Annotated in this window: 17 protein-coding genes and 2 pseudogenes; 8 read left to right on the top strand and 11 right to left on the bottom strand. The window is 73.9% G+C overall.

The window, feature by feature from the left end; genetic code table 11:
* Together AC3ET3_RS09345 and AC3ET3_RS09350 are read right to left on the bottom strand one after the other, a co-directional pair.
* Positions 1–856: glycosyltransferase family 2 protein (locus tag AC3ET3_RS09345; protein WP_435611958.1), on the bottom strand; the 856-nt coding region annotated here is incomplete at its 3' end.
* Positions 853–1698: a glycosyltransferase family 2 protein gene (locus AC3ET3_RS09350; protein WP_432134624.1), complete on the bottom strand. Its 846-nt coding sequence runs from the start codon at positions 1696–1698 to the stop codon at positions 853–855. The genes AC3ET3_RS09350 and AC3ET3_RS09345, both read right to left, overlap by 4 nt.
* A 534-nt stretch (positions 1699–2232) precedes the next feature.
* On the opposite strand from AC3ET3_RS09350, the gene AC3ET3_RS09355 reads away from it, so the two are divergent.
* Entirely contained in the window at positions 2233–3039 is an 807-nt protein-coding gene (locus AC3ET3_RS09355) for an SGNH/GDSL hydrolase family protein (protein ID WP_432134623.1), read from the top strand.
* Positions 3040–3078: 39 nt separating this feature from the next.
* Here AC3ET3_RS09355 and AC3ET3_RS09360 read toward each other — a convergent pair whose 3' ends face one another.
* From AC3ET3_RS09360 to AC3ET3_RS09375, 4 genes are all read right to left on the bottom strand, one after another.
* Positions 3079–4722, bottom strand: a complete 1644-nt coding sequence (locus AC3ET3_RS09360) for a serine/threonine-protein kinase (RefSeq protein WP_432134622.1) — start codon at positions 4720–4722, stop codon at positions 3079–3081.
* A gap of 45 nt (positions 4723–4767) precedes the next feature.
* Complete coding sequence (locus AC3ET3_RS09365) at positions 4768–6369, bottom strand: HoxN/HupN/NixA family nickel/cobalt transporter (RefSeq protein ID WP_432155660.1); 1602 nt, start codon at positions 6367–6369, stop codon at positions 4768–4770.
* Complete coding sequence (locus AC3ET3_RS09370) at positions 6366–7784, bottom strand: tetratricopeptide repeat protein (RefSeq protein ID WP_435611959.1); 1419 nt, start codon at positions 7782–7784, stop codon at positions 6366–6368. The genes AC3ET3_RS09365 and AC3ET3_RS09370 overlap by 4 nt, the downstream gene beginning before the upstream one ends.
* A 99-nt stretch (positions 7785–7883) precedes the next feature.
* Entirely contained in the window at positions 7884–9437 is a 1554-nt protein-coding gene (locus tag AC3ET3_RS09375) for a DUF4331 domain-containing protein (RefSeq protein WP_432134619.1), read from the bottom strand.
* A gap of 178 nt (positions 9438–9615) precedes the next feature.
* Here AC3ET3_RS09375 and AC3ET3_RS09380 point away from each other — a divergent pair, with 178 nt between their 5' ends.
* The 3 genes from AC3ET3_RS09380 (at position 9616) to AC3ET3_RS09390 (ending at position 11372) form a co-directional block, all read left to right on the top strand.
* Positions 9616–10158, top strand: a complete 543-nt coding sequence (locus AC3ET3_RS09380) for a sigma-70 family RNA polymerase sigma factor (protein ID WP_432134618.1) — start codon at positions 9616–9618, stop codon at positions 10156–10158.
* A complete protein-coding gene (locus AC3ET3_RS09385) occupies positions 10155–10970 on the top strand; it encodes an anti-sigma factor (protein ID WP_435611960.1) in 816 nt (271 codons plus the stop codon). The genes AC3ET3_RS09380 and AC3ET3_RS09385 overlap by 4 nt, the downstream gene beginning before the upstream one ends.
* A 126-nt stretch (positions 10971–11096) precedes the next feature.
* Positions 11097–11372, top strand: a complete 276-nt coding sequence (locus AC3ET3_RS09390; protein WP_432134616.1) for a hypothetical protein — start codon at positions 11097–11099, stop codon at positions 11370–11372.
* 18 nt (positions 11373–11390) lie between these two features.
* Here the strand turns inward: AC3ET3_RS09390 and AC3ET3_RS09395 are convergent, their stop codons facing one another.
* Positions 11391–12587, bottom strand: a complete 1197-nt coding sequence (locus tag AC3ET3_RS09395; protein ID WP_432134615.1) for a CaiB/BaiF CoA transferase family protein — start codon at positions 12585–12587, stop codon at positions 11391–11393.
* Positions 12588–12628: 41 nt separating this feature from the next.
* Positions 12629–12727: pseudogene (locus tag AC3ET3_RS09400) on the bottom strand (ABC transporter permease); the annotation flags it as partial.
* 99 nt (positions 12728–12826) lie between these two features.
* Between AC3ET3_RS09400 and AC3ET3_RS09405 the strand changes: the two are divergent.
* Positions 12827–12994, top strand: a pseudogene (locus AC3ET3_RS09405) (TetR/AcrR family transcriptional regulator); the annotation flags it as partial.
* Here the strand turns inward: AC3ET3_RS09405 and AC3ET3_RS09410 are convergent.
* From AC3ET3_RS09410 to hmgA, 3 genes are read right to left on the bottom strand one after another with little or no spacing between them, the layout of a single operon-like run.
* Entirely contained in the window at positions 12981–14126 is a 1146-nt protein-coding gene (locus AC3ET3_RS09410; protein WP_435611961.1) for a type ISP restriction/modification enzyme, read from the bottom strand. The pseudogene AC3ET3_RS09405 and the gene AC3ET3_RS09410 sit on opposite strands and share 14 nt — an antisense overlap.
* A gap of 27 nt (positions 14127–14153) precedes the next feature.
* On the bottom strand, positions 14154–14900 hold the full coding sequence (locus AC3ET3_RS09415; protein WP_435611962.1) for a GntR family transcriptional regulator: 747 nt from the start codon (positions 14898–14900) through the stop codon (positions 14154–14156).
* 27 nt (positions 14901–14927) lie between these two features.
* Entirely contained in the window at positions 14928–16304 is a 1377-nt protein-coding gene (gene hmgA, locus AC3ET3_RS09420) for a homogentisate 1,2-dioxygenase (protein ID WP_435611963.1), read from the bottom strand.
* A 156-nt stretch (positions 16305–16460) separates the two neighbouring features.
* Between hmgA and AC3ET3_RS09425 the strand changes: the two genes are divergently transcribed.
* The 3 genes from AC3ET3_RS09425 to AC3ET3_RS09435 all read left to right on the top strand — a co-directional run bounded on the left by AC3ET3_RS09425 (position 16461) and on the right by AC3ET3_RS09435 (position 20141).
* Positions 16461–17063, top strand: coding sequence for a hypothetical protein (locus AC3ET3_RS09425; RefSeq protein WP_432134611.1), 603 nt, complete (start codon positions 16461–16463; stop codon positions 17061–17063).
* Positions 17060–17677 carry a TetR/AcrR family transcriptional regulator gene (locus tag AC3ET3_RS09430; protein WP_432134610.1) on the top strand — a complete coding sequence of 206 codons (618 nt, stop codon included), beginning with the start codon at positions 17060–17062 and terminating at the stop codon, positions 17675–17677. The genes AC3ET3_RS09425 and AC3ET3_RS09430 overlap by 4 nt, the downstream gene beginning before the upstream one ends.
* Before the next feature lie 205 nt (positions 17678–17882).
* On the top strand, positions 17883–20141 hold the full coding sequence (locus AC3ET3_RS09435) for a molybdopterin oxidoreductase family protein (protein WP_435611964.1): 2259 nt from the start codon (positions 17883–17885) through the stop codon (positions 20139–20141).
* Positions 20142–20178: the final 37 nt, after the last annotated feature.

Below are 20178 nucleotides of genomic sequence, written 5' to 3' on the forward strand. Positions count from 1 at the left end.
CCCCGCGCCGGGCGAGGGCGGCGTCGCGCAGCCCGCGGGCCACGCCCGCGGGCAGTACCCGGGTGGTGTAACGGCGTTCGGACTCCAGGCCCTTGCCGGCGCCGACGCTGCGCGCGACGAGCGCCTTGGACAGGCCCTCGGCGTAGGTGCGCGTGCGGAAGTACCGGAAGCGCTCGCGTCCCTCGGGCACCTTGTGGTGGATCACCGCCCTGTCGTCGACGAGGAGGACGGCGTCGGGTCTCGCCCTGCCGAGCCGGATGCACAGTTCCGTCTCCTCGCCGCCCAGCGGACGCTTGTCGCCGTCCCGTCCGATGCCGGTGGCGAAGCCGCCCACCAGGTCGAACGCCGTGCGCCGGAACGAGGCGTTGCCGCCGAGGATGTTGCGCACCCGTACCCGGCCGGGCGGCAGCCCCCGGTAGGAGCAGCCGACCACCCAGTCGAACTCCTCCGGGAACCACACGGGCCGCTTCCCGGTGGACCAGACGGGCTGCGCCCTTCCGCCGACGGCCAGCACCCGCGGGTCGCTGTAGGGGTCGGCGAAGCGGCGCAGCCAGTCCCTCTCGGCGACGGCGTCGTCGTCGAGGAAGGCGATCACCTCGCCACGCGAGGCCGCGACCCCGGTGTTGCGGCCGGCCGACAGCCCGCGCGGGCCCGCGTTCGGCAGCACCCGCACCGCGCCCGCCCCCCGGTACGCGCGCTCCAGCCGGTCCAGCAGCGCCGGGTTGTGGTCGACGACCAGCACAGTCTCCAGCGGCGGGTGGCTCTGCGCGCGCACCGAGGCCACCGCGGCGAGGATGTCCGCCCAGCGGTCCTCGGTGTACACGCAGATCACCACGGAGATGTCGACCGGGATCAACGCGCCTCTCCCCGTGCCGGGTCGAGCAGCGGGGAGTGACCCGGACGGCGGCGCAGTGCCCGCCGGTTGGACCGCTCCCCGAGGATGACCCGCAGCACCCGCAGTCCGTCGCGCACGGCGCGCAGATTGCTGACGCCGTGGATGCGCAGGTACTCGTGGCTGGGGATCTCCTGGACCTTCAGGCCCGCCTTGACGACCCGGATGTTCATCAGGGTCTCGACCTCGAAGCCGGTGCAGTCGAGGTCGATCTTGTCCAGGCAGTGCCGCCAGAAGGCGTTGTAGCCGTAGCACAGGTCGGTGTAGCGGGCGCCGAACTTGCGGTTGACGAGGGCGCACAGCACCCGGTTGCCCAGCCATCGGACGAAGGTCATGTCGTCGGTGCCGCCGCCGTTGGCGAAGCGGGAGCCCTTGGCGAAGTCGGCGCCGGAGACGAGCGCGGAGACGTACGACACGATCTCGTTGCCGTCGGCCGAGCCGTCGGCGTCGACCATCACGATGATGTCACCGGTGCACGCCTCGAACCCGGTGATCAGGGCGTCCCCCTTGCCCTTGCCCTGCTGCCCGACGATCCGGACGCCGGGCCTGAGCCGCCGGGCGACGTCGACGGTGTCGTCGGTGGAGTTGCCGTCGACCAGGACCACTTCGTGGATCCAGTCCGGCAGGCTCTTGAAGACGTACGGGAGGTTCTCCGCCTCGTTCATGGCGGGGATCACGACGCTCACCGGCGGTGCGATCGCCAGGTGAGAGGAGACGGGCCGGTACTTTCCGGCGGTCGACGGATCCGGGTGCTCCTGGTCCCGGTGGTCCTGGGTCGATGTCGCCGGCTGCAGAACGGAACTCATGAAAGTGGTCCCTCTCGTCCGGTGGGCCGCCCGCCCCTGGGCGGCCCGGATCCACGTCCGGTTCGAAAGGGGGGTTTCCCACCCGTCCGGCCCGCGGGCACGGCGACGCCGTCCGCACGGACCCCGGGTGAGTTGGCAGAACTGACCGGCTTTCAGCAATCGGCCGCCGGTCGCGCGGCACGGCTCGGTCATCACCTGTGCGGTCACCGAGCACGGCACCCCCCTACCGCGCCCCGCGCCGGGAGCCGTCGTGGCTCTCGAGCCCTCCCCTTGAGCCGTGTGCTGACGGACCGATGCGGGTGAGATGTATGACGGTATTGACGATTGCGCCTGTATGGCAAGAGCCGGGGTGACCCTCACCTTTTCGTTCATTTGACCGTTACACTACGGCTCGTCCCGTCATGGTTCCCGGATTGTCCGAAAACGCGTCAAGAACCCGCACCGGAACCCCCATCAGTTTTGGCATGGACACTTCCCGTCAACACGCGTAGTTGCTACGACGGTTGTGGCAGAGATCCTGCTAAGGGAGGTTCCATGAGACGTTCCCGAATCGCGGCATTCGTCAGCTCAGTCCTCCTCGCCGTCGGCACCGCCCTCACCGGTGCCGTCACGGCGCAGGCGTCCCAACTCGCTGCAAGCGGGGGCTATGTGGCCCTCGGAGACTCCTACTCCTCAGGCGTCGGCGCGGGCAGTTACATCAGCTCCAGCGGCGACTGCAAGCGCAGCACGAAGGCGTATCCCTACCTGTGGAACGCCGCCCACTCCCCCTCGTCCTTCACGTTCGCCGCCTGCTCGGGTGCCCGAACGGGTGATGTTCTGGCGAACCAGCTCGGCGGCCTCTCCTCGTCCACCGGCCTCGTCTCCATCAGCATCGGCGGTAACGACGCCGGCTTCGCCGACGTCATGACCACCTGTGTGACCAGCTCCGACAGTACCTGCGTCGCCCGCATCAACACCGCCAAGGCCTACGTCGACTCCACGCTGCCCGGCAAGCTCGACAGCGTGTACACCGCGATCCGGGACAGGGCGCCCAACGCCCGTGTGGTCGTCCTGGGTTACCCCCGCTTCTACAAGCTCGGCACGTTCTGCATCGGCCTGTCCGAAACCAAGCGCAGGGCCATCAACGAAGCGGCGGACTACCTGGACGCCGCCGTCGCCCGGCGGGCCTCCGCCCACGGCTTCGCCTGGGGCGACGTCCGCCCGACCTTCACCGGCCACGAGATCTGCTCCGGCAGTTCCTGGCTGCACAGCCTCAACTGGCTGAACATCGGCGACTCCTACCACCCGACCGCCGCCGGGCAGTCGGGCGGCTACCTGCCGGTGCTCAACGCCAACGACTAGGCCGGCGACCAGGCCTGCGACAGGCCCAGGTGTTCCGTCCTAGGAGCCGGGCGAGCCGGAAGGAGAAGAGGAGGCCCCGCCCGTCGGGGTCTCCTTCTCACAGGTGACCGAGAACGGCACCGCGTCCGACCTCGCCGTCACCGGCTCGCGCACCTCCACCCCGAGCGTGGAACGGTACGTCCCGCTCTCGGCGTACGTCGTCACGATCACCCGGTCCTGCCGGGTCCGGCCGCCGCCCTCGGGGAAACGCAGCGTCTTCCAGCCGGGGTCCATCACCTTCCCGTCCCCGGTCACCCAGCGGTAGCTGACCTCCGCCGGCAGCCGGCCCACCGTGAACACCGCCGTGAAGGCGGGCGCCCGCTCGTCGGGCGGCGGACACGCGCCCGCGTAGTCGGCGTGCGTGCCGGTGACGGTGACCGACACGGACTGCGGCGGCGGCGCCGGTTCCGACGAGCCGGTGCTCGGCGACGGGCCGGGTTCCCCCGAGCTCTCGTCACCGGCCGGGGTGGTCGCGGTCGTCGGGTCCCCCGGCGCCGACGCAGTCACCTCCGCGCTCGGGCCGCCGTCACCGCCCGCCTCGTTCCCCCCGCCCCCGTCCCGGCCGAGCAGGCCGTACGTCAGGCCCGTCACCGCCAGGGCCAGCAGCAGCGCGCCCGCGAGGAGCACGGCGGCGGTACGCCGGTCGCGGCGCGGGGCGGTGGCCGTCACCGGCGACGGCCGGGTACCGGTGCCGGAACCCGGACGGGGCGGGGGCTCGCCCCGCAGCGGCCCGGTGGTGTGCGTCGGCGGATGCGGGTACGGCGCCGTCGGCGCGGCAGGCGGTGCCGCGCGCACGGTGCCGGTACCGGACGCGACGCCCCCGGCCGCCACGATCCGCAGGTCCTGCTCGGCCGGGCCGGCCGCGAGCCGGTCGGCGGGGTCCTTGCGCAGCAGCCCCTCGATCACGGGTGTCAGCGGGCCGGCCCGGCGCGCCGGCGGCAGCTCCTCGTCGACGATCGCGCGCAGCGTGCTGAGCGGAGTGTCCTGACGGAACGGCGAGTTGCCCTCCACGGCCGCGTACAGCAGCACGCCCAGCGACCACAGGTCCGACTCGGGGCCCGGCCGCCGCCCGAGCGCCCGCTCCGGCGCCAGGAACTCCGGGGAGCCGATGACCTCCCCGGTCATCGTCAGCTCCGAACTGCCCTCGACGCGGGCGATGCCGAAGTCGGTGAGCACCACCCGGCCGTCGTTCGCCAGCAGTACGTTGGCCGGCTTCACGTCCCGGTGCAGCACGCCGGCGTCGTGCGCGGCGCGCAGCGCGGCCAGCACCTCCGCGCCGATGTGCGCGGCGCGCCGCGGCTCCACCGGCCCCTCGGCGTCCAGCAGTTCGGCCAGCGAGATCCCGCGGACCAGTTCCATCACGATCCAGGGCCGGCCGTCCTGCGCCGCCACGTCGTACACCGTCACCACGTTGCGGTGCGACACCCGGGCCGCAGCCCACGCCTCCCGCTCCAGCCGCGCGTACATCCGCTCGACCTCCGCCGTCGGCAGCCCGGCGGGCGCGCGGACCTCCTTCACGGCGACCTCGCGGTGCAGCACCTCGTCCCGGGCCCGCCACACGGTGCCCATACCGCCCTGGCCGAGCGGGGACAGCAGGCGGTACCGGCCCGCGATCAGACGCTCACTGCCCGGTTCCTCGGACACGGCCGCCCCCTCTTCGCACTCCGCGCGATATCTCCCCAAAGTAGCTCAGCCGACTACGGATGCCGCCCCCTTGAGCACCAGTCCTGCGCCGATCACCACGACGACCAGCGCCGACCACAGGGGCGCCGCCCGGCGTACGGAGGTGACGACCGGGTGCGCGGTCCAGCGCGGGCGCCGGTCCAGGACCCGGGTCACCCCGGCCCCCAGCCGGACCACGGCGAACCCGGCCGCGGTGAGCGTCAGGGCCAGTCCGGCGCCGTACGCCACGACCAGCAGCAGCCCGAACCAGGCGTGCCCGAGCGCGGCCGCGCCCACCAGCACCACGACGGCCGACGGACTGGGCACCATCCCGCCCGCGAACCCGAGCAGCAGGGTGCCGCGCAGGGTGGGCGCGACCGGGTGCGAGTGGGTGACACCACCGTGGGTGTGGGTGTGGGTGTGGGTGTGATCGTGGTGGTGCTCGTGGTGATGGTGATGGCCGTGACCGTCGTGGTCGTGGTCGTGGCCGTGCGGGTGCGGGTGCGATTCGTGGTCCGGGGCCGGGGCGCCCACGGTGGCCAGGCGGCGCTCGGGGGTCTTCACGGGCGCGTGGTGGTGGTCGTGCGCCGGGTGCCGGGCGCGCCAGGCCCGTCGGACGAGGGTGGTGCCCGCCAGCATCACCAGGGCACCGCTGGCCAGGCCCAGCCAGGCGATCACCGAGGGAGCGGCGGCGGAGCCGGCGGTGACCAGCAGGCCGAGGGCCACCACACCGAGGGTGTGGGTCACGGTCACCGAGGCGGCCAGGGGCAGGACGTCCCTGAGGCGGGCCCTGCCGCCCCGGGCGGCGGCGGTCGCGGCCATCAGGGTCTTGCCGTGGCCCGGCGCCAGCGCGTGCAGCGCGCCGAGCCCCACCGCGAGGAGCAGGGCCAGGGCGGCGAAGCCGACGGTGAGGTCCTGGCGGGCGACGAGGTGGTCCAGGGCCCGGGTCCACCGGTCGGCGCCGCGGGGCAGGACGGACGCGGCGGGCGCGTCCCGGTCCTCGTCGGCCAGCGCCGGGCCGCCGGGGCGCACCCGCAGGGAGGCCGTCGTGGTGTCGGCGGGGGAGGAGAGCAACTCCTCCGGATAGGTGGTGAGTTCACGGGAGACCGAGGTGCCCGGCACATCCGTGCCGGTGAGCGTCATGCGGTCGCCGCGCGCGGTGATCTCCCGCCAGCCGGGGCCGGCGGAGTCGCTCGCGCTGCGGAACTCGACGGTGACGGTGTCACCGGTGGGCAGCGGTGCGCCGAGGGCGCACTCCACGCGCACGGTGTCCAGGCCGGCCTGTCCCGGGCGTACGGCGGCCCGGGCCGCGGTGACCGTCAGTGCGACGGTGCCGCCGTCGACGGTGAGGCGGCTGCCGGCGGCGGCCGCTGCGCAGCGCTCCCGTGCCCAGGCGGTGAGCCCGCCGAGCCGTTCGATGTCGGGCCGGGCCTGGGTCGCCGGGATCTCGGCGAGGTCCTCGACGTGGTCGACGCGCAGCCGGCCGGGGGCGGCCACCAGACCGTCGTAGTGGTTGACGGTGAAGTTGCCGAGGGGATGCGCGCTCGCGGGGGCGGCGGGCAGCAGGGCGAGCGCGCACCCGGCCGTGAGCGCGGCCGTGCCGGCGGCGAGCGGGCGGCGGAGGTTCACCGGTGGGCCTCCCGGTCCGTCGTCGTCTCCAGGGTCCGCAGCGTGCTGCGGGCGGTGCGGGCGCCCAGGGGGGAGAAGCCCGGGTTGAGGTCCAGCGCGGCCGAGAGGTGGGCGCGGGCGTCCTCGGGGTGTCCGGTGGCGGCCTCGATCATGCCGAGGTGGTACAGGAAGAGGGCGTTGCGGTAGCCGGTGGCGACGGCCCGCCGGGCGTGGGGGAGCGCTTCGGCGCTGTGGCCGTTGACGTGCAGCGCCCAGGCGAGGGCGTCGGCGGTGTGCACGGTCTGCCGACGGGACCACTCGGCGCGGGCCGCGCGCAGGGCCGCCGCGCGGTCGCCGTGGTCGGCGGCGGCCAGGGCGGTGTCCAGGTCGGCGTCGACGCCGCCGGCCCGGGCGAGTGCGGTCCAGGCGTCGACGAGGGCGTACTGCTGCTCGGCCCGTTCCCGGTCGCCGGCCCGGCCGCGGGCCTCGTACAGCTCGCCGAGCGCGACCAGGGGGCCGGGCAGCGGGGCACGCGCCACGACCGCCTCCAGCCCCTTGACGGCGGCGTCCCGATCGCCGTGGGCGGCCTGGGCGCGGGCCCGGCCCTCCAGGGCGGGGAGATAGGTGTCGTCCGCGGCCAGCGCACGGGCATACAGGTCCAGCGCGGCCGTGTACTCGCCCTGCTGCCAGGAGAGGTGGCCGAGCTGGGTGGCGACGTAGGCGATGTCGCCCGGGGCGGTCGCCGCGCCGAGGGCCTGGGTGAGGACGCGGCGGGCGGTGGTGAGGTCGCCGCGCAGCTCGTGGACGTAGGCGTAGCGCGTGAACACGGGGACGCCGGGGCGGCGGGCGTCCGCGGTCCCGGCCGCCGTCGACGCCTCGTCGTAGCGGCCCAGTTCGACCAGGGCGTCGATACGGGAGCACAGCGCACGCTCGCTGTACGGGTTCTCCTTCAGTGCCCGGTCGGCGTACGCCAGCGCGTCCGCGAAGTGGTGGCGGGCGGCGGCGAGCGCGGCCTGCGCGGACAGGGCCTGGTCGTTGCCCGGGCGCAGGTCGAGCGAGCGGCGCGCGGCCCGCTCGGCGAGGGGGTAGCGGGAGGGGTCGCCCTGGGTGCGGGCCTGCTCCACGTAGGCGAGGGCGAGGGTGGCCCAGGCGGCGTGGTCCTTCGGCTGGGTCCGCAGGTGGGCCTGCAGTGAGCGGACCCCGGCGTCCAGGTCGCCCCCGCCGAGCAGCCCCGGATCGACGGCGGCCGCCACCGGCGCCGCCGCCCGCCCGTCGTCCCGCGTGGCGCCCACCGCGATCGCGCCGGCGGTGAGCGCGACGGCCAACAGGCCCGCGCACAGACCGAGTCGCCCGTACCGGCGCGGTCCGGAGGCGCTCACGCGCGTCGCCGGCGGGGTGCCGCTGCCTGGGCGGTCGTCGTTCGGGTGCGGGGGCACGGGGTCTCTCCTTCGTCGGTCAGGTGGGAAGGGGGCGGTGTACGGCTTCGCCGCACACCGCCGGGGGCGCCGGGTCGGCGGGGCGCCCGGGAGGAGCGCCTAGTACGCCCGCCCCCGCATCCGCCGCCACCACATCAGCCCGCCGCCGATCAGCAGCACGCCGATGGCCCCGGCGCCCGCCGACCCGGCGACCAGCGCGGTGTCGGTGCCGCCGCCGGCCGTACCGCCGGGGGCGAGCGCGTCGCCGAGCTGGCTGCGGACGTCGTTGCCGCCGGAGACACCCTTGCCGAGCGGACCGCGGGATCCCTCGGTGGGCAGGGCGACGTACGGGAAGTACTTCTCGAACTCCTTGTCGTTCTTGTCGACGGCGTCACCCAGGTCGTTCTTCGCACCCACCAGTTCGCCCTCGACGACCTGCAGCGAGGCGTCGATCACGTCGTCGGTGAGCCGGCGGCCGTTGGGGAAGCCCGCGTTGTCGCCGTCGAGGACGCCCAGCCGCTTGGGGTGCATGGCCGGCTTGATCGAGGTGTTCAGCCGCAGCTGCTCCGACGGCGTGACGCGCGGCGGCTGGTTCAGCCCGCTCACGCCCTTGAGGAACACGTCGACGAGGTCGTTGCGCGGCTCGGCCGGCGCCTTGATCTTGTAGATCGCCTCGATGAGCTTGGGCAGTTCGGGGTTGGTGACGTTCTTGAGGAACTGCGCGTCGTCCTTCGGGTCGGACGCGTTGAACCGGTCCTTGTCCTTGATCGGGTTGACGACCTCGTTGACCAGCGGGTTGCCCAGCCGCGAGACCTGCGCGTAGTGGCCCTGGGCGGTGCGGCGCTGGGTCGTGGACCAGATGCCCACGACCGGCTGGTCCTTGGACTCCGTGATCAGGTCGTTGGGGACCTGAAGGGCGATGGAGTTGACGTTGTAGCCCTTGAGGGTGTCGTTGCCGACCTCGGAGAGGTTCCCGCCGTACAGCAGGTCGAAGACGCGCAGGTCGAGGAAGAACGGGTCGTCGGCCTGCCCGGCGAAGGTCTGCGCGCCGCCCGGGAGTTTGTACACCGCCTGCTCGCGCAGCTTGGCGTAGTGCGGCATGGACGCCTTGCCCACGTTGGACGGCGCCACGGGGACGTCGTCGGCGAGCTTGGTCCGGTGGACCGCCTTGCCGTGGCGCAGCTTGACCAGTTCCAGGTCGTACGTCTGCGTCACGTTGAGGTCGGGGTCGTCGAGGCTCTCGACGGCACCGGTGTTGTAGAGGAACGTCTTCTTGTTCTTCGTGTGCGTCTTGAACGTGTACCGGAACAGCAGGTCGTCCCGGGCGTCGCCGTTGTTGTCGACGTGCAGGTCGTACTGCGCGTCCTCGGCGAACGTGAAGAAGTTCGGTCCGCCGGCCGGCTCCTCGAACGGGATCCAGTTCGCGATGATCGTCGTCGTGTCCGGCTTGTCCGGGCTCACGAACGCGTACACGTCGGTGTTGTCGTACTGCGGGGCTCCCGATATCAGCGGGGCCTCCCGGTGGCTGGAGGCGTGCGCCGCCCCCGGTTCCAGCGTGGCCACGCCGGCGGCCGCGAGCCCTCCGGCGGCCAGCGCCCCGCAGATCAGGGTCGCGACGCTCCGGCGCCTGGCCGTGCCTCCGCGCTGTGCGCCGGTCCTGGAGTTTGGTGTCATGCCGTCCGTCCTCAGTGCCAACTTGCCTGACGGACGGATATACGGAGCGGACCACCCGATCGGATGGGTCCGCACGAAAAAAAATCTTTCCCGCTCCGGACCCGCGTTTCGGCGCCGCTCATCCGTACTTCCCCCGGAGGTGTGTCCGCGGACAGGTGATCGGAGATGGGGGGGCCGCATGGAGGCGGACGAGCTCCTGGTGCTCGTCGCGGGGGGCGACCACAGGGCGTTCGAGCGGTTGTACGGCATGGTCGCCGGGCCGGTGTTCGGGCTGGTGCGCCGGGTGGTGCGCGACCCGTCGCAGTCGGAGGAGGTGGCCCAGGAGGTGCTGCTGGAGTGCTGGCGCACCGCCGGCCGCTACGACCCGGACCGGGGCAGCGCCCTGTCGTGGATCCTCACCCTCGCCCACCGCCGGGCCGTCGACCGGGTGCGCAGCGCGCGGGCCGCCGGAGAGCGCGAGGAGCGCGAGGCGCGGCGTGCCCACCACCCCGCCTTCGACCAGGTCGCGGAGGAGGTGGAGGCGGGCCTGGAACGGGAGTGGGTGCGCCGCTGCCTCGGCCGGCTGACGGCGCTGCAGCGCCAGTCGGTCACCCTCGCCTACTACGACGGCTACACCTACCGCGAGGTGGCCGAGCGGCTGCGACTGCCGCTGGGCACCGTCAAGACGCGGATGCGCGACGGACTCACCCGGCTGCGTGACTGTCTCGGAGGGGCCGCATGAGCCTGTTCGCCCGGCTGCGCCGCGAGGATCCGCACTCGCTGGCCGCGCCCTACGCCCTGGACGCCCTCGACCCCGCGGAGCGGCACCGCTTCGAGCGGCATCTGCGCTCCTGCGACCGCTGCGCCGCCGAGGTGCGGGCGCTGTCCGAGGACGCCGTCCGCCTCGCCTGGTCGGCGGCCGTGCCGCCGCCGCCCGAGCTGCGCGACCGGGTGCTGGCCGCGGTGCGCGCCACCCCGCAGGAGCAGGCCGCGCCGGGGCAGGCGCGCACGCAGCGGCTTCCGCCGCACGTCTGGGGCACCCCGCCGCCGCCCGCGCGCTCCCGTGCGCCCCGTCGGCGCCGTCCGCTCTTCGTGCCGTTCGCCACCGTGACCGCGGCGGCGGCGCTGGTCGTCGCCGCACTGTTCGCCGTGCAAGCGGGCCGGACCCAGGACCAGCTGGCCGCCGAACGGGACCGGGCACGTGAGATCGCCCACGTTCTCGCAGCTCCGGACGTCCGGGCGGGCACCGGCCGGGACGCCGAGGGCCGCAGTATCGGAGTAATCGCCTCCGCTTCCACCCGGGAAGCGGTCGTCACCTTGCGCGGCTACGGCGACCCCCCGAACGGCAAGGCGCACCAGCTGTGGTTGATGCGCCCCGGTGCGCCACCACGCTCCCTGGGGCTCCTCGACGGCGACACGCCCTTGGTCGCCACCGGCCTTGACAAGGCGGCGACATCACTCGCTGTGACCGTCGAACCCGACGGCGGGTCGGCTCAGCCCACCACTCAGCCCATTGTCCAACTCGCCCTGGAATCGGTTGGATTCGGAGAGTAATCGCGGACGGGTCGTCAACCCCCTTACGGGGAAGGTGAATCCTGTGACCGCGATACACGAGTGCCTCGACGGGGCGATAGGGTTAACCTGCCCGGGCCGGGTGGACTCGTACGGGTGGGGAGTGACATGGAACAGATAACAGTGCGCAGCAGGGCGAGGGTCCCTGCGATCACCTGCGGGAGCAGCGCGACCAGTTCGCGTCTCGACCGCCACCTCTCGGTGCTCGCGGGCCCCGCCATACCGCAGCGGGAGACCGTCGAGGCGACCTCCCTGATGCGGGAGCTGACCACCCGGGACGCCGCGCGCCGGCCCAGCGACCGGGGCACCCGGGTCGGACGCGTGTCGCTGTTCGCCCCCCTGCGCCGACTGCGCCGCTCCCTCTTCGGCGGCCACCGGCACTGAGCCACCGACGGCCCGCGCTCAGGCGGCCACACCGTCCCGGCGCAGCGCTGCGATCTCGTCGTCCGTCATCCCCACGGCGCGCAGCAGCGCCCCGGTGTGCTCTCCGAGCGCGGGTACGGCGTCCATGCGCGGCTGCGCCCCACCCGGCAAGGTGATCGGCGGCAGCAGCGCCCGCAGCGGCCCCACCGGCGTCCCCACCTCCCGCCACCGATGGCGGGCCGCCAGCTGCGGATGGTCCGCCACCTCGGTCAGATCCCGCAGCCGGGCACAGGCGATGCCCGCCTCCTCCAGCAGTTCCAGTGCCTCGTCGGCCCCGAGGCGCGCCAGCGCGGCACCCACCAGCTCGTCCGTGCGCCCGCGGTGCGCCACCCGCGCCGCGTTCGTCGCGAACGCCGGATCCGCCCCCAGCTCCGGCCGCCCGATCACCCGTTCCGCCAGCCGCCGCCACTCCCGGTCGTTCTGCACCGACAGCAGCACCCGGCCCCCGTCCGCCGTCGGATAGGCGTCGTACGGGGCGATCACCGCGTGCGCGAGCCCGGTGCGCACCGGGGCGCTGCCGCCGTGCATCGTGTGGTGCAGCGGATGCCCCAGCCACTCGGTCAGCGCCTCCAGCATGGAGATCTCCACCGGCCCACCCCGCCCGGTCGTCCCCCGCCGCACCAGCGCGGCCAGCACCCCCGAGAAGGCGTACATGGCCGCCGCGATGTCCGCCGCCGGGATTCCCGCCTTCACCGGCTGCTCCGGTGTCCCGGTCACCGACACCAGCCCCGCCTCGCACTGCACGAGCATGTCGTAGGCCCGCTTGTCCGCGTACGGCCCGCCCGTCCCGTAGCCGGAGATGTCCACGGCGACCAGCCGCGGGTGCGCCGCGCACAGCGTGGCCGCGTCCAGGCCCAGCCGGGCCGCCGCGCCCTGCGCCAGGTTCTGCACGAACACGTCCGCGTCCGCGACCAGCCGCCGTACGACGTCCAGGCCGCGCGGGTCCTTCAGATCCAGGGCGATGGACTCCTTGCCGCGGTTGCACCACACGAAGTGCGAGGCCAGCCCGCCGGCCGCGGTGTCGTAGCCGCGGGCGAAGTCGCCGCCGTCGATCCGCTCCACCTTGACGACCCGGGCGCCGAGATCGGCGAGCTGCCGGGTGGCGAAGGGGGCCGCGACGGCCTGTTCGACGGCGACGACGGTGATGCCCTCCAGGGGCAGGGGAAGTCCACGCATGAGGTGGATCATCACCTCCGGCCGGGTGGTTTGTCAGCAGCTCATCGCGCGTACCGCCGCACGGCGAGCGGAACGCACACCGCCGGCAGGACCGCGCACCACGCCGGCGAACCGGCGACCGGGGGACCGCCAGGTCCGGCACGCGCACCTCACCGAAACGCTTCTCCAGACCCTCACCGAGCAAAGGTACGGAGTGTCCGGTGATCTGGTCCCGCCCCGAACGGACGGGCCGACCGGCCGAGGAGGAGCAGGCCGTGCGGATCGCCTACCTGGGTGGTCAGGTCGCCAGTGGGGCCTGTCCCAGGATGGCGGCGGCGTTCGCGGAGGACCCGGGGCCGATCGGCATGGAGGCCGTGTTCGAGACGGCGTTGCACCGGGTGCTCGACGCGTTCGTCAGAGCAGGGTGAACTGCCCCTCGGGGCCTTCCTCCTGATGGTCCAGCACCGACGCCGGGCGGCGGGAGCGGTCCGGCGGCGGCAGCACCCCCGCAGCCCGCAGGCCACCCGCCGTGACGGGTTCCGCCGGCTCCGGCAGGGCCTGCGACCGCCGCACCTCCGCCAGCAGCGCCAGCACCGTGATCAGCTCCAGCAGCTCCGACGTCCAGGTCTGCGGCCAGGCCGCCGGGCGGATCGCGGCCAGGGTGCCGGGCTCGGCCGCGTCCGTACGGGCCGCGAACCACTGCTCCAGGACCCGTAGCCCGCCCGCCTCGAAGTCCCACGCCTCCGGCGGGACCGGGGAGATCCGGCCCCCGTCCAGGTACAGACTCTCCTCGTCCCGGTCGTAGCGCAGGGACACCGGCCGGGCGGGCAGCGGCGCGCGGACGTACGGGCGGCGGCCGCCGGGCAGCTTGGGGCGCTCCCCGGTGCGCCGCATCAGCCACAACGCGCGGTGCCCGAGCGCTACCCCGCGCGTCCACAGCCCGGGGTCCCCGGTCAGCGGCACGGTCAGATCGGGACGGGCGGCGGCGAGGATCCAGGCGAGGACGTCGACGGGGGCGGGGGAGTGCCCCAGCCGCGCCGCGAGATGTTCCAGCAGGCCCGGCGCCAGATTGGGCTCGGCGCCGCCCGGGCGGCGGAACAGCGGCCGGACCCGGGCCGGGCGGAGCAGCGGCAGGCAGGACGTCGCGTACACGGCGTCGGCCGTCTCCACCAGGAACACCTGGTGCTCGTCCGCCACCCGCCACAGCTCGGGCCGGGCCGCGTCGATCAGCCGGTGGTCGGGAATCAGCCACTGCTCGTCGAAGGGGGCCCGCAGCACCCGCACCGGCTCCGGACACGGGCCGTCGGCCCGCTCCAGCCGCTCGGTCCCTCCGGACCGCCCCGGCAGCTGCCCGACCGCCGACCGCGTCGTACGGGCCCGGCTGGGCCGGAACAGCGCCTCCCGGTCCGGCCCCGCGGCCTTCATCAGCGCGTCCCAGCGGGCCCTCAGCGAGCCCGCGTCGGGCGCCGCCGGCCAGTCCCGGCCGAGCCGCGGCGCTGCGACGGACCACGGCATGAGGTCCGCCAGCGGCGGAGCGTCGTCGTGCGTCACGCCGGGCATCGTACCGAGCGCCCCGGCACCCACCCGCTACGCCTCCAGCGTCACCGTGAACGAGAACCGGTCCCCGCGGTAGTGGATGACCACCACGTCCAGCACCCGCCCCTGCCCGTCGTAGGTGACCCCCGTGTAGTGCAGGATCGGGCTCAGCAGCGGCACCGCGAGCAGCCGGGCCGTCTCCGGATCGGCCAGCCTCGCCTCCACCGTGTCCGTGATCCGGCTGATGTCCGCCCCGACCACGTCGCGCAGCACCTTGGTCATCGGCCAGCGCACCAGGTCGTCGGGGTCGATGGCGTCGGCCAGTTCGGGCCGCACCCAGTTGCGGGCGTGGTTGGTCGGCTCACCGGTGCGCTCGTCGCCGCGCAGCCGGTGGTACGCCGTCACCTCGGCCAGGTCCGGGAAGTGCTCGGCGAGTTCGCCCGGCACGGCGGCGCGGCCGTGGTCCAGCAGTTCGGTCGTCATGCCGGACTGCTGGGCCACGATCGCGTCCACCGAGCCGAGCAGCCGTACGGGGGCGCCACGGCGGGCGTCCGGCTCGATGAACGTGCCCCGCCGGCGGTGGCGGGTGATCAGCCCCTCGTCCTCCAGCTCCTTCAGCGCCTGCCGCATGGTCAGCACGCTCACGCCGTAGTGCCCCGCCAGCTGCTCCTCGGTGGGCAGCCGCAGCGGGTCGTGGGGCGAGCGGCCCAGTATCGAGGCGCGCAGCGACTGGGACACCTGGTACCACAGCGGCAGCTTGCGGTTCAGGACGACGGAGTCCGGGGCGAAGGAGGTCACGGGCCATCCGTACCTGGAGGGAATCTTTCAGCGCAAGGGACGGAAATGACGCTCCAGGCCGCGCCACACGTCGTCGTACCCCTGCTGGAGGTGGTCCGCGGCCGCCGCCTGCTCGGTCAGGGTGATCGGCCAGCGGGTCTCGAACATGAACGCCAGCCCGTCGTCGACCTTCTGCGGCCGCAGCTCGGCGGCGCTGGCCCGGTCGAACGTCTCCCGGTCGGGTCCGTGCGCCGACATCATGTTGTGCAGTGAGCCGCCGCCGGGCACGAAGCCTTCGGCCTTGGCGTCGTAGGCGCCCTCGATCAGGCCCATGTACTCGCTCATCACGTTCCGGTGGAAGTACGGCGGCCGGAAGGTGTCCTCGCCCACCAGCCAGCGCGGCGCGAAGACCACGAAGTCCACGCCGGCCAGGCCCGGGGTGTCGGACGGCGAGGTCAGCACCGTGAAGATCGACGGGTCCGGGTGGTCGTACGAGATGGAGCCGATGACGTTGAAGCGGCGCAGGTCGTACACGTACGGCACGAGGTTGCCGTGCCAGGCGACCACGTCGAGCGGGGAGTGGTCGTACTCGGCCCGCCAGAGGTTGCCGCAGTACTTGCTGACCACCTCCACCGGGCCCTCGACGTCCTCGAACACCGCGACCGGTGCCCGGAAGTCCCGCGGGTTCGCCAGGCCGTTGGCCCCGATCGGGCCGAGGTCGGGCAGGCGGAACGGGGCGCCGTAGTTCTCGCAGACGTAGCCGCGCGCGGCCGGGCCCCGCCCGCCGTCCCGCGCGGTGTCCGTCAGCTCCACGCGGAAGCGGACCCCGCGCGGGATCAGCGCCACCTCGCCCGGCTCGGCGCGCAGCAGGCCGAACTCGGTGCGCAGCAGCAGCCCGCCCTGCTCGGGCACGATCAGCAGCTCGCCGTCGGCGTTGCCGAACACCCGGTCCATCGATGCGGTGGCGTGGTAGAGGTGCACGGCGACGCCGGTCCGCTGGGTGGCGTCGCCGTTGCCGCCGAGGGTCCACAGGCCGGCCAGGAAGTCCGTGCCCGCGGGCGGCTGCGGCAGCGGGTTCCAGCGCAGCCGGTTGGGGTCGGGCACGGTCTCGGCGAAGGGCGCCGTGCGCAGGCCGCCGTTGCCGACGCGGGTGAACGCCGGGTGCGCGGCCGACGGGCGGATGCGGTACAGCCAGGAGCGGCGGTTGTGGGCGCGCGGCTCGGTGAAGGCGGTACCGCTCAGCTGTTCCGCGTACAGCCCGAGCGGGGCGCGCTGCGGGGAGTTGCGGCCCTCGGGCAGGGCGCCGGGCACGGCCTGCGAACTGTGCTCGTTGCCGAAGCCGTGGAGATAGGCCGGTTCCTCGGTGGCCTTCCGCGCTCCCTCGTGCTCGGACCCGCTCACGCGGGCGGTGCCCCCATCGATCATCGTCGCTCCCTCGCTCTTATTCCTATGTGACACCGTAGGATTGCGTTTTCCCGGACGCAAGACATGGACGCCCGTCGTTCGGAAGAACGATCACCGCCGTCCGGAACCCGACCCCGGGGGGATCCCTGTGTCGGACCCGTGTTCTACGCTCCCCGCATGTCGTGGACGCGTGGATTCCCTGCCGCGGTCGCGGTCTGTGTTCTGGTGCTGGCCGGATCCGCGGGCTGCGGCTCCGGCGACGCCCGCGGAGGCCCGGAGAGCCCGTCCGTCGCCCCCGTGGGCAAGCTGCTCGACGAGACCGACGAGGAGGGGCGGCACTACCGGGAGGTGGACGGCAAGAGGGCTCCCGAGGTCGAGGCCGAGGTCACCTCGGACGCCGCCGACGGCAGCTGGGCGGTCCGGCTGGATCTGCACCGCTTCACCCTCTCCCCGGCGGGCACCGCCGCCGAGGCGACCGCCGGGCACGGCATCGCCCGGCTCTTCGTCGACGAGCGGCCCCTCGCCGACCTGCGCACCCCCGACCACCGGATCCCGGCCGGCTCGCTGTCCAAGGGCACCCACCACGTCACCGTGCGCCTGTACGCCGACGACGGCACGGTCTGGGCGGTCGACGGCAAACCGATCGAGACCACCGCGGACATCACGGCCTCCGAGCCGGGGACGTCGCCCGCCGCCACCCCCTCCGCGTTGAGTGCCCCGGCCGCCGGCACCCGTACAGCAGGGGGAGCATCACCGGATCCGGACCGAAAGGCATCATGAACGCCGTGCCCCAAGCGACTCCGCTCCGGCGCGCCCCCGTGCAGCGGCGCAGCGCCGAACGGCTGAGCAGGATCCTCGACGCCTGCGCCGACCTGCTCGACGAGGTCGGCTACGACGCGCTGAGCACCCGGGCCGTCGCCCAGCGCGCCGGCGTCCCCATCGGCTCGGTCTACCGCTTCTTCGGCAACAAGCGGCAGATGGCCGACGCCCTCGCGCAGCGCAACCTGGAGCGCTGGTCGGAGCGGGTCACCGAACGGCTGGCGAAGGCCCGGTCGGGCGACTGGCGGGCGGTCATGGACGCCGTCGTCGACGAGTACCTGGCGATGAAGCGCACCGCCCCCGGCTTCGCCCTGGTCGACTTCGGCAACCAGATTCCGATCGGCACCCGGCAGTCCGAGCCCAACACCCGCGTCGCCGACCGCCTCACCGCCCTCCTCGCCGGCCATCTGGGGCTCCACCCCGACGACGACCTCCGCCGCACCTTCCTGGTCGCCGTGGAGACCGCCGACACCCTGGTCCACCTGGCCTTCCGGGTGGACCCGCAGGGCGACGAGAAGGTCATCGCGGAGATGCGGGCGCTGCTGCGGGCCTACCTGGCGCGAGTCCTGGACTGAGCCGGACGCCGGACGCCGGACGCCGCTCGCGGAAACCGGATGCCGCTCGCGCAAACCGGTCGCCGGCCGCGCGGGCCGGCGACGGACGCCGCCCGGCGCGGCCGACCGCCGACGACCGTCGGTGCCGGACCCTCCCCAACGTTCCTACCGGTCGGTATGCTCGCCCCTCGTACGAGCGTCACCGCCGCGCCCACCGGGAGGACCCGTGTCCCGCACCGCCCTGCGTATCTGCCCCCTGTGCGAGGCCACCTGCGGGCTGACCCTGACCATCGAGGGAACCACCGTCACCGGGGCCCGCGGTGACCGCGAGGACGTGTTCAGCAAGGGGTTCATCTGCCCCAAGGGCGCCTCCTTCGCGGCCGTCGACGGCGACCCCGACCGGCTGCGGGCCCCGCTGCTCCGCGTCGACGGCGAGTTGCGCGAGGTCAGCTGGCAGGAGGCCTTCGACGCGGTCGCCGCCCGGATCCGGCCCGTCGTCGAGCGGCACGGACCGCACTCCGTGGGCATCGTGCTCGGCAACCCCAACGTGCACACCATGGCCGGCGCCCTCTACCCGCCGGTCCTGATCGCCGGCCTCGGCACCCGCAGCCTCTTCACCGCCTCCACGGTCGACCAGATGCCCAAGCACGTCTCCAGCGGGCTGCTCTACGGCGACGCCAACGCCATCCCCGTACCCGACCTGGACCGCACCGACCACCTCCTCCTCATCGGCGCGAACCCCCTGGAGTCCAACGGGAGTCTGTGCACCGCGCCCGACTTCCCCGGCCGGCTCAAGGCGCTGCGTGCCCGCGGTGGCACCCTCACCGTCGTCGACCCGCGCCGCACCCGCACCGCCGCGCTCGCCGACCGGCACCTCGCGATCCGCCCCGGCACCGACGCCCTGCTGCTCGCGGCGATGGCCCACGCCCTGTTCGAGGAGGACCTGGCCGACCCGGGCGAGCTGGCCCCGCACCTGCACGGGCTCGACGAACTCCGGCACGCCCTGCGGGACTTCACCCCCGAGGCGGTGGCCGTCGCCTGCGACGTCGAGGCACCGCTGATCCGCATCCTCGCCCGCGAACTGGCCGCCGCCCCCACGGCCGCCGTCTACGGCCGCATCGGCAGCTGCACCGTCGCCCACGGCACCCTCGCCAGCTGGCTCGTCGACGTGCTCAACATCCTCACCGGCAACCTCGACCGCCCCGGCGGTGCCCTCTTCCCGCAGGCGGCCACCGACCGCACACCCCGTCCCGCCGGACCGGGCCGCGGCTTCCGGCTGGGCCGCTGGCACTCCCGGGTCGGCCGGCACCCCGAGGCGAAGGGCGAGCTGCCGCTGTCCGCGCTCGCGGAGGAGATCGACACCGCCACCGAGGAGGGCGAGCCGATCCGTGCCCTCGTCGTGGTCGCCGCCAACCCGGTGCTGTCCGCACCCGACGGCGACCGGCTCGACAAGGCGCTGGACTCCCTGGACTTCATGGTCAGCGTCGACCCCTACCTCAACGAGACCTCCCGCCACGCCGACGTCGTCCTGCCGCCGCCCCCGCCGGCCCAGAGCCCGCACCACGACTTCGCCTTCAACACCCTCGCCATCCGCAACCAGGTCCGCTACACCCGACCCGCCGTCCCGCTGGAGCCCGGCAGGATGGCCGAGACCGAGATACTCGCCCGGCTCACCCTCGCCGCCACCGGCATGCACGGGGCCGACCCGACCGCCGTGGACGCGCTGGTCGTCGAACAGACCCTCGGCAAGGCCGTCCGCGACGAGCACTCACCCGTGCACGGCCGGGCCCCCGAGGACCTGGCCGCCCAGCTCACCGGCGACACCGGTCCCGAGCGCCGGCTGGACATGATGCTGCGCCTCGGCCCCTACGGCGACGGCTTCGGCGCACGGCCCGACGGGCTGAGCCTGGAGCGGCTGCTCGCCCACCCGCACGGGATCGACCTCGGACCCCTGCGCCCCCGGCTGCCGCAGCCCCTGAAGACCCCCAGCGGCAGGGTCGAGCTGCTGCCGGCGCCGATCGCCGACGACCTGCCGCGGCTACGGCGAGCGCTCGACGCCCCGCCCGCCGAGCTGCTCCTGGTCGGCCGCCGCCATCTGCGCTCCAACAACAGCTGGCTGCACAACATCCCCGCCCTGACCGGCGGTTCCAACCGCTGCACCCTGCACATCCACCCGGCCGACGCCGAACGGCTCGGCGTGCGCGACGGCGCTCCGGTACGGGTGCGGGGCGCCGGCGGGGAGGTGACCGCCCCGGCCGAGGTCACGGACACCGTCCGGCCCGGAGTGGTGAGCCTCCCGCACGGCTGGGGCCACGACCGGCCCGGCACCCGGCTGCGCCACGCCGCGACCGAGCCCGGCGTCAACGTCAACCAGCTCCTCGACGGCCGCGCGCTCGACCCGCTGTCCGGCAACGCGGTCCTCAACGGAGTGCCCGTCGAGCTGACCGCGACACCGGCCGCCACGGGGTCGTACGAGGGAAACTGACGGCCCGTAGGGGCACTCCTGGGCGCTTCTCCCGCAC

This window comes from Streptomyces sp. bgisy159 (assembly GCF_057707805.1).

What these genes read in the sequence shown, in the direction of transcription:
- AC3ET3_RS09350 (WP_432134624.1), bottom strand. Translation starts at nt 1,698, where the DNA reads ATGAGTTCCGTTCTGCAGCCGGCGACATCGACCCAGGACCACCGGGAC.
- AC3ET3_RS09355 (WP_432134623.1), top strand. Translation starts at nt 2,233, where the DNA reads ATGAGACGTTCCCGAATCGCGGCATTCGTCAGCTCAGTCCTCCTCGCC.
- AC3ET3_RS09430 (WP_432134610.1), top strand. Translation starts at nt 17,060, where the DNA reads ATGAACGCCGTGCCCCAAGCGACTCCGCTCCGGCGCGCCCCCGTGCAG.
- AC3ET3_RS09380 (WP_432134618.1), top strand. Translation starts at nt 9,616, where the DNA reads ATGGAGGCGGACGAGCTCCTGGTGCTCGTCGCGGGGGGCGACCACAGG.
- AC3ET3_RS09375 (WP_432134619.1), bottom strand. Translation starts at nt 9,437, where the DNA reads ATGACACCAAACTCCAGGACCGGCGCACAGCGCGGAGGCACGGCCAGG.
- AC3ET3_RS09425 (WP_432134611.1), top strand. Translation starts at nt 16,461, where the DNA reads ATGTCGTGGACGCGTGGATTCCCTGCCGCGGTCGCGGTCTGTGTTCTG.
- hmgA (WP_435611963.1), bottom strand. Translation starts at nt 16,304, where the DNA reads ATGATCGATGGGGGCACCGCCCGCGTGAGCGGGTCCGAGCACGAGGGA.
- AC3ET3_RS09395 (WP_432134615.1), bottom strand. Translation starts at nt 12,587, where the DNA reads ATGCGTGGACTTCCCCTGCCCCTGGAGGGCATCACCGTCGTCGCCGTC.
- AC3ET3_RS09385 (WP_435611960.1), top strand. Translation starts at nt 10,155, where the DNA reads ATGAGCCTGTTCGCCCGGCTGCGCCGCGAGGATCCGCACTCGCTGGCC.
- AC3ET3_RS09390 (WP_432134616.1), top strand. Translation starts at nt 11,097, where the DNA reads ATGGAACAGATAACAGTGCGCAGCAGGGCGAGGGTCCCTGCGATCACC.
- AC3ET3_RS09410 (WP_435611961.1), bottom strand. Translation starts at nt 14,126, where the DNA reads ATGCCCGGCGTGACGCACGACGACGCTCCGCCGCTGGCGGACCTCATG.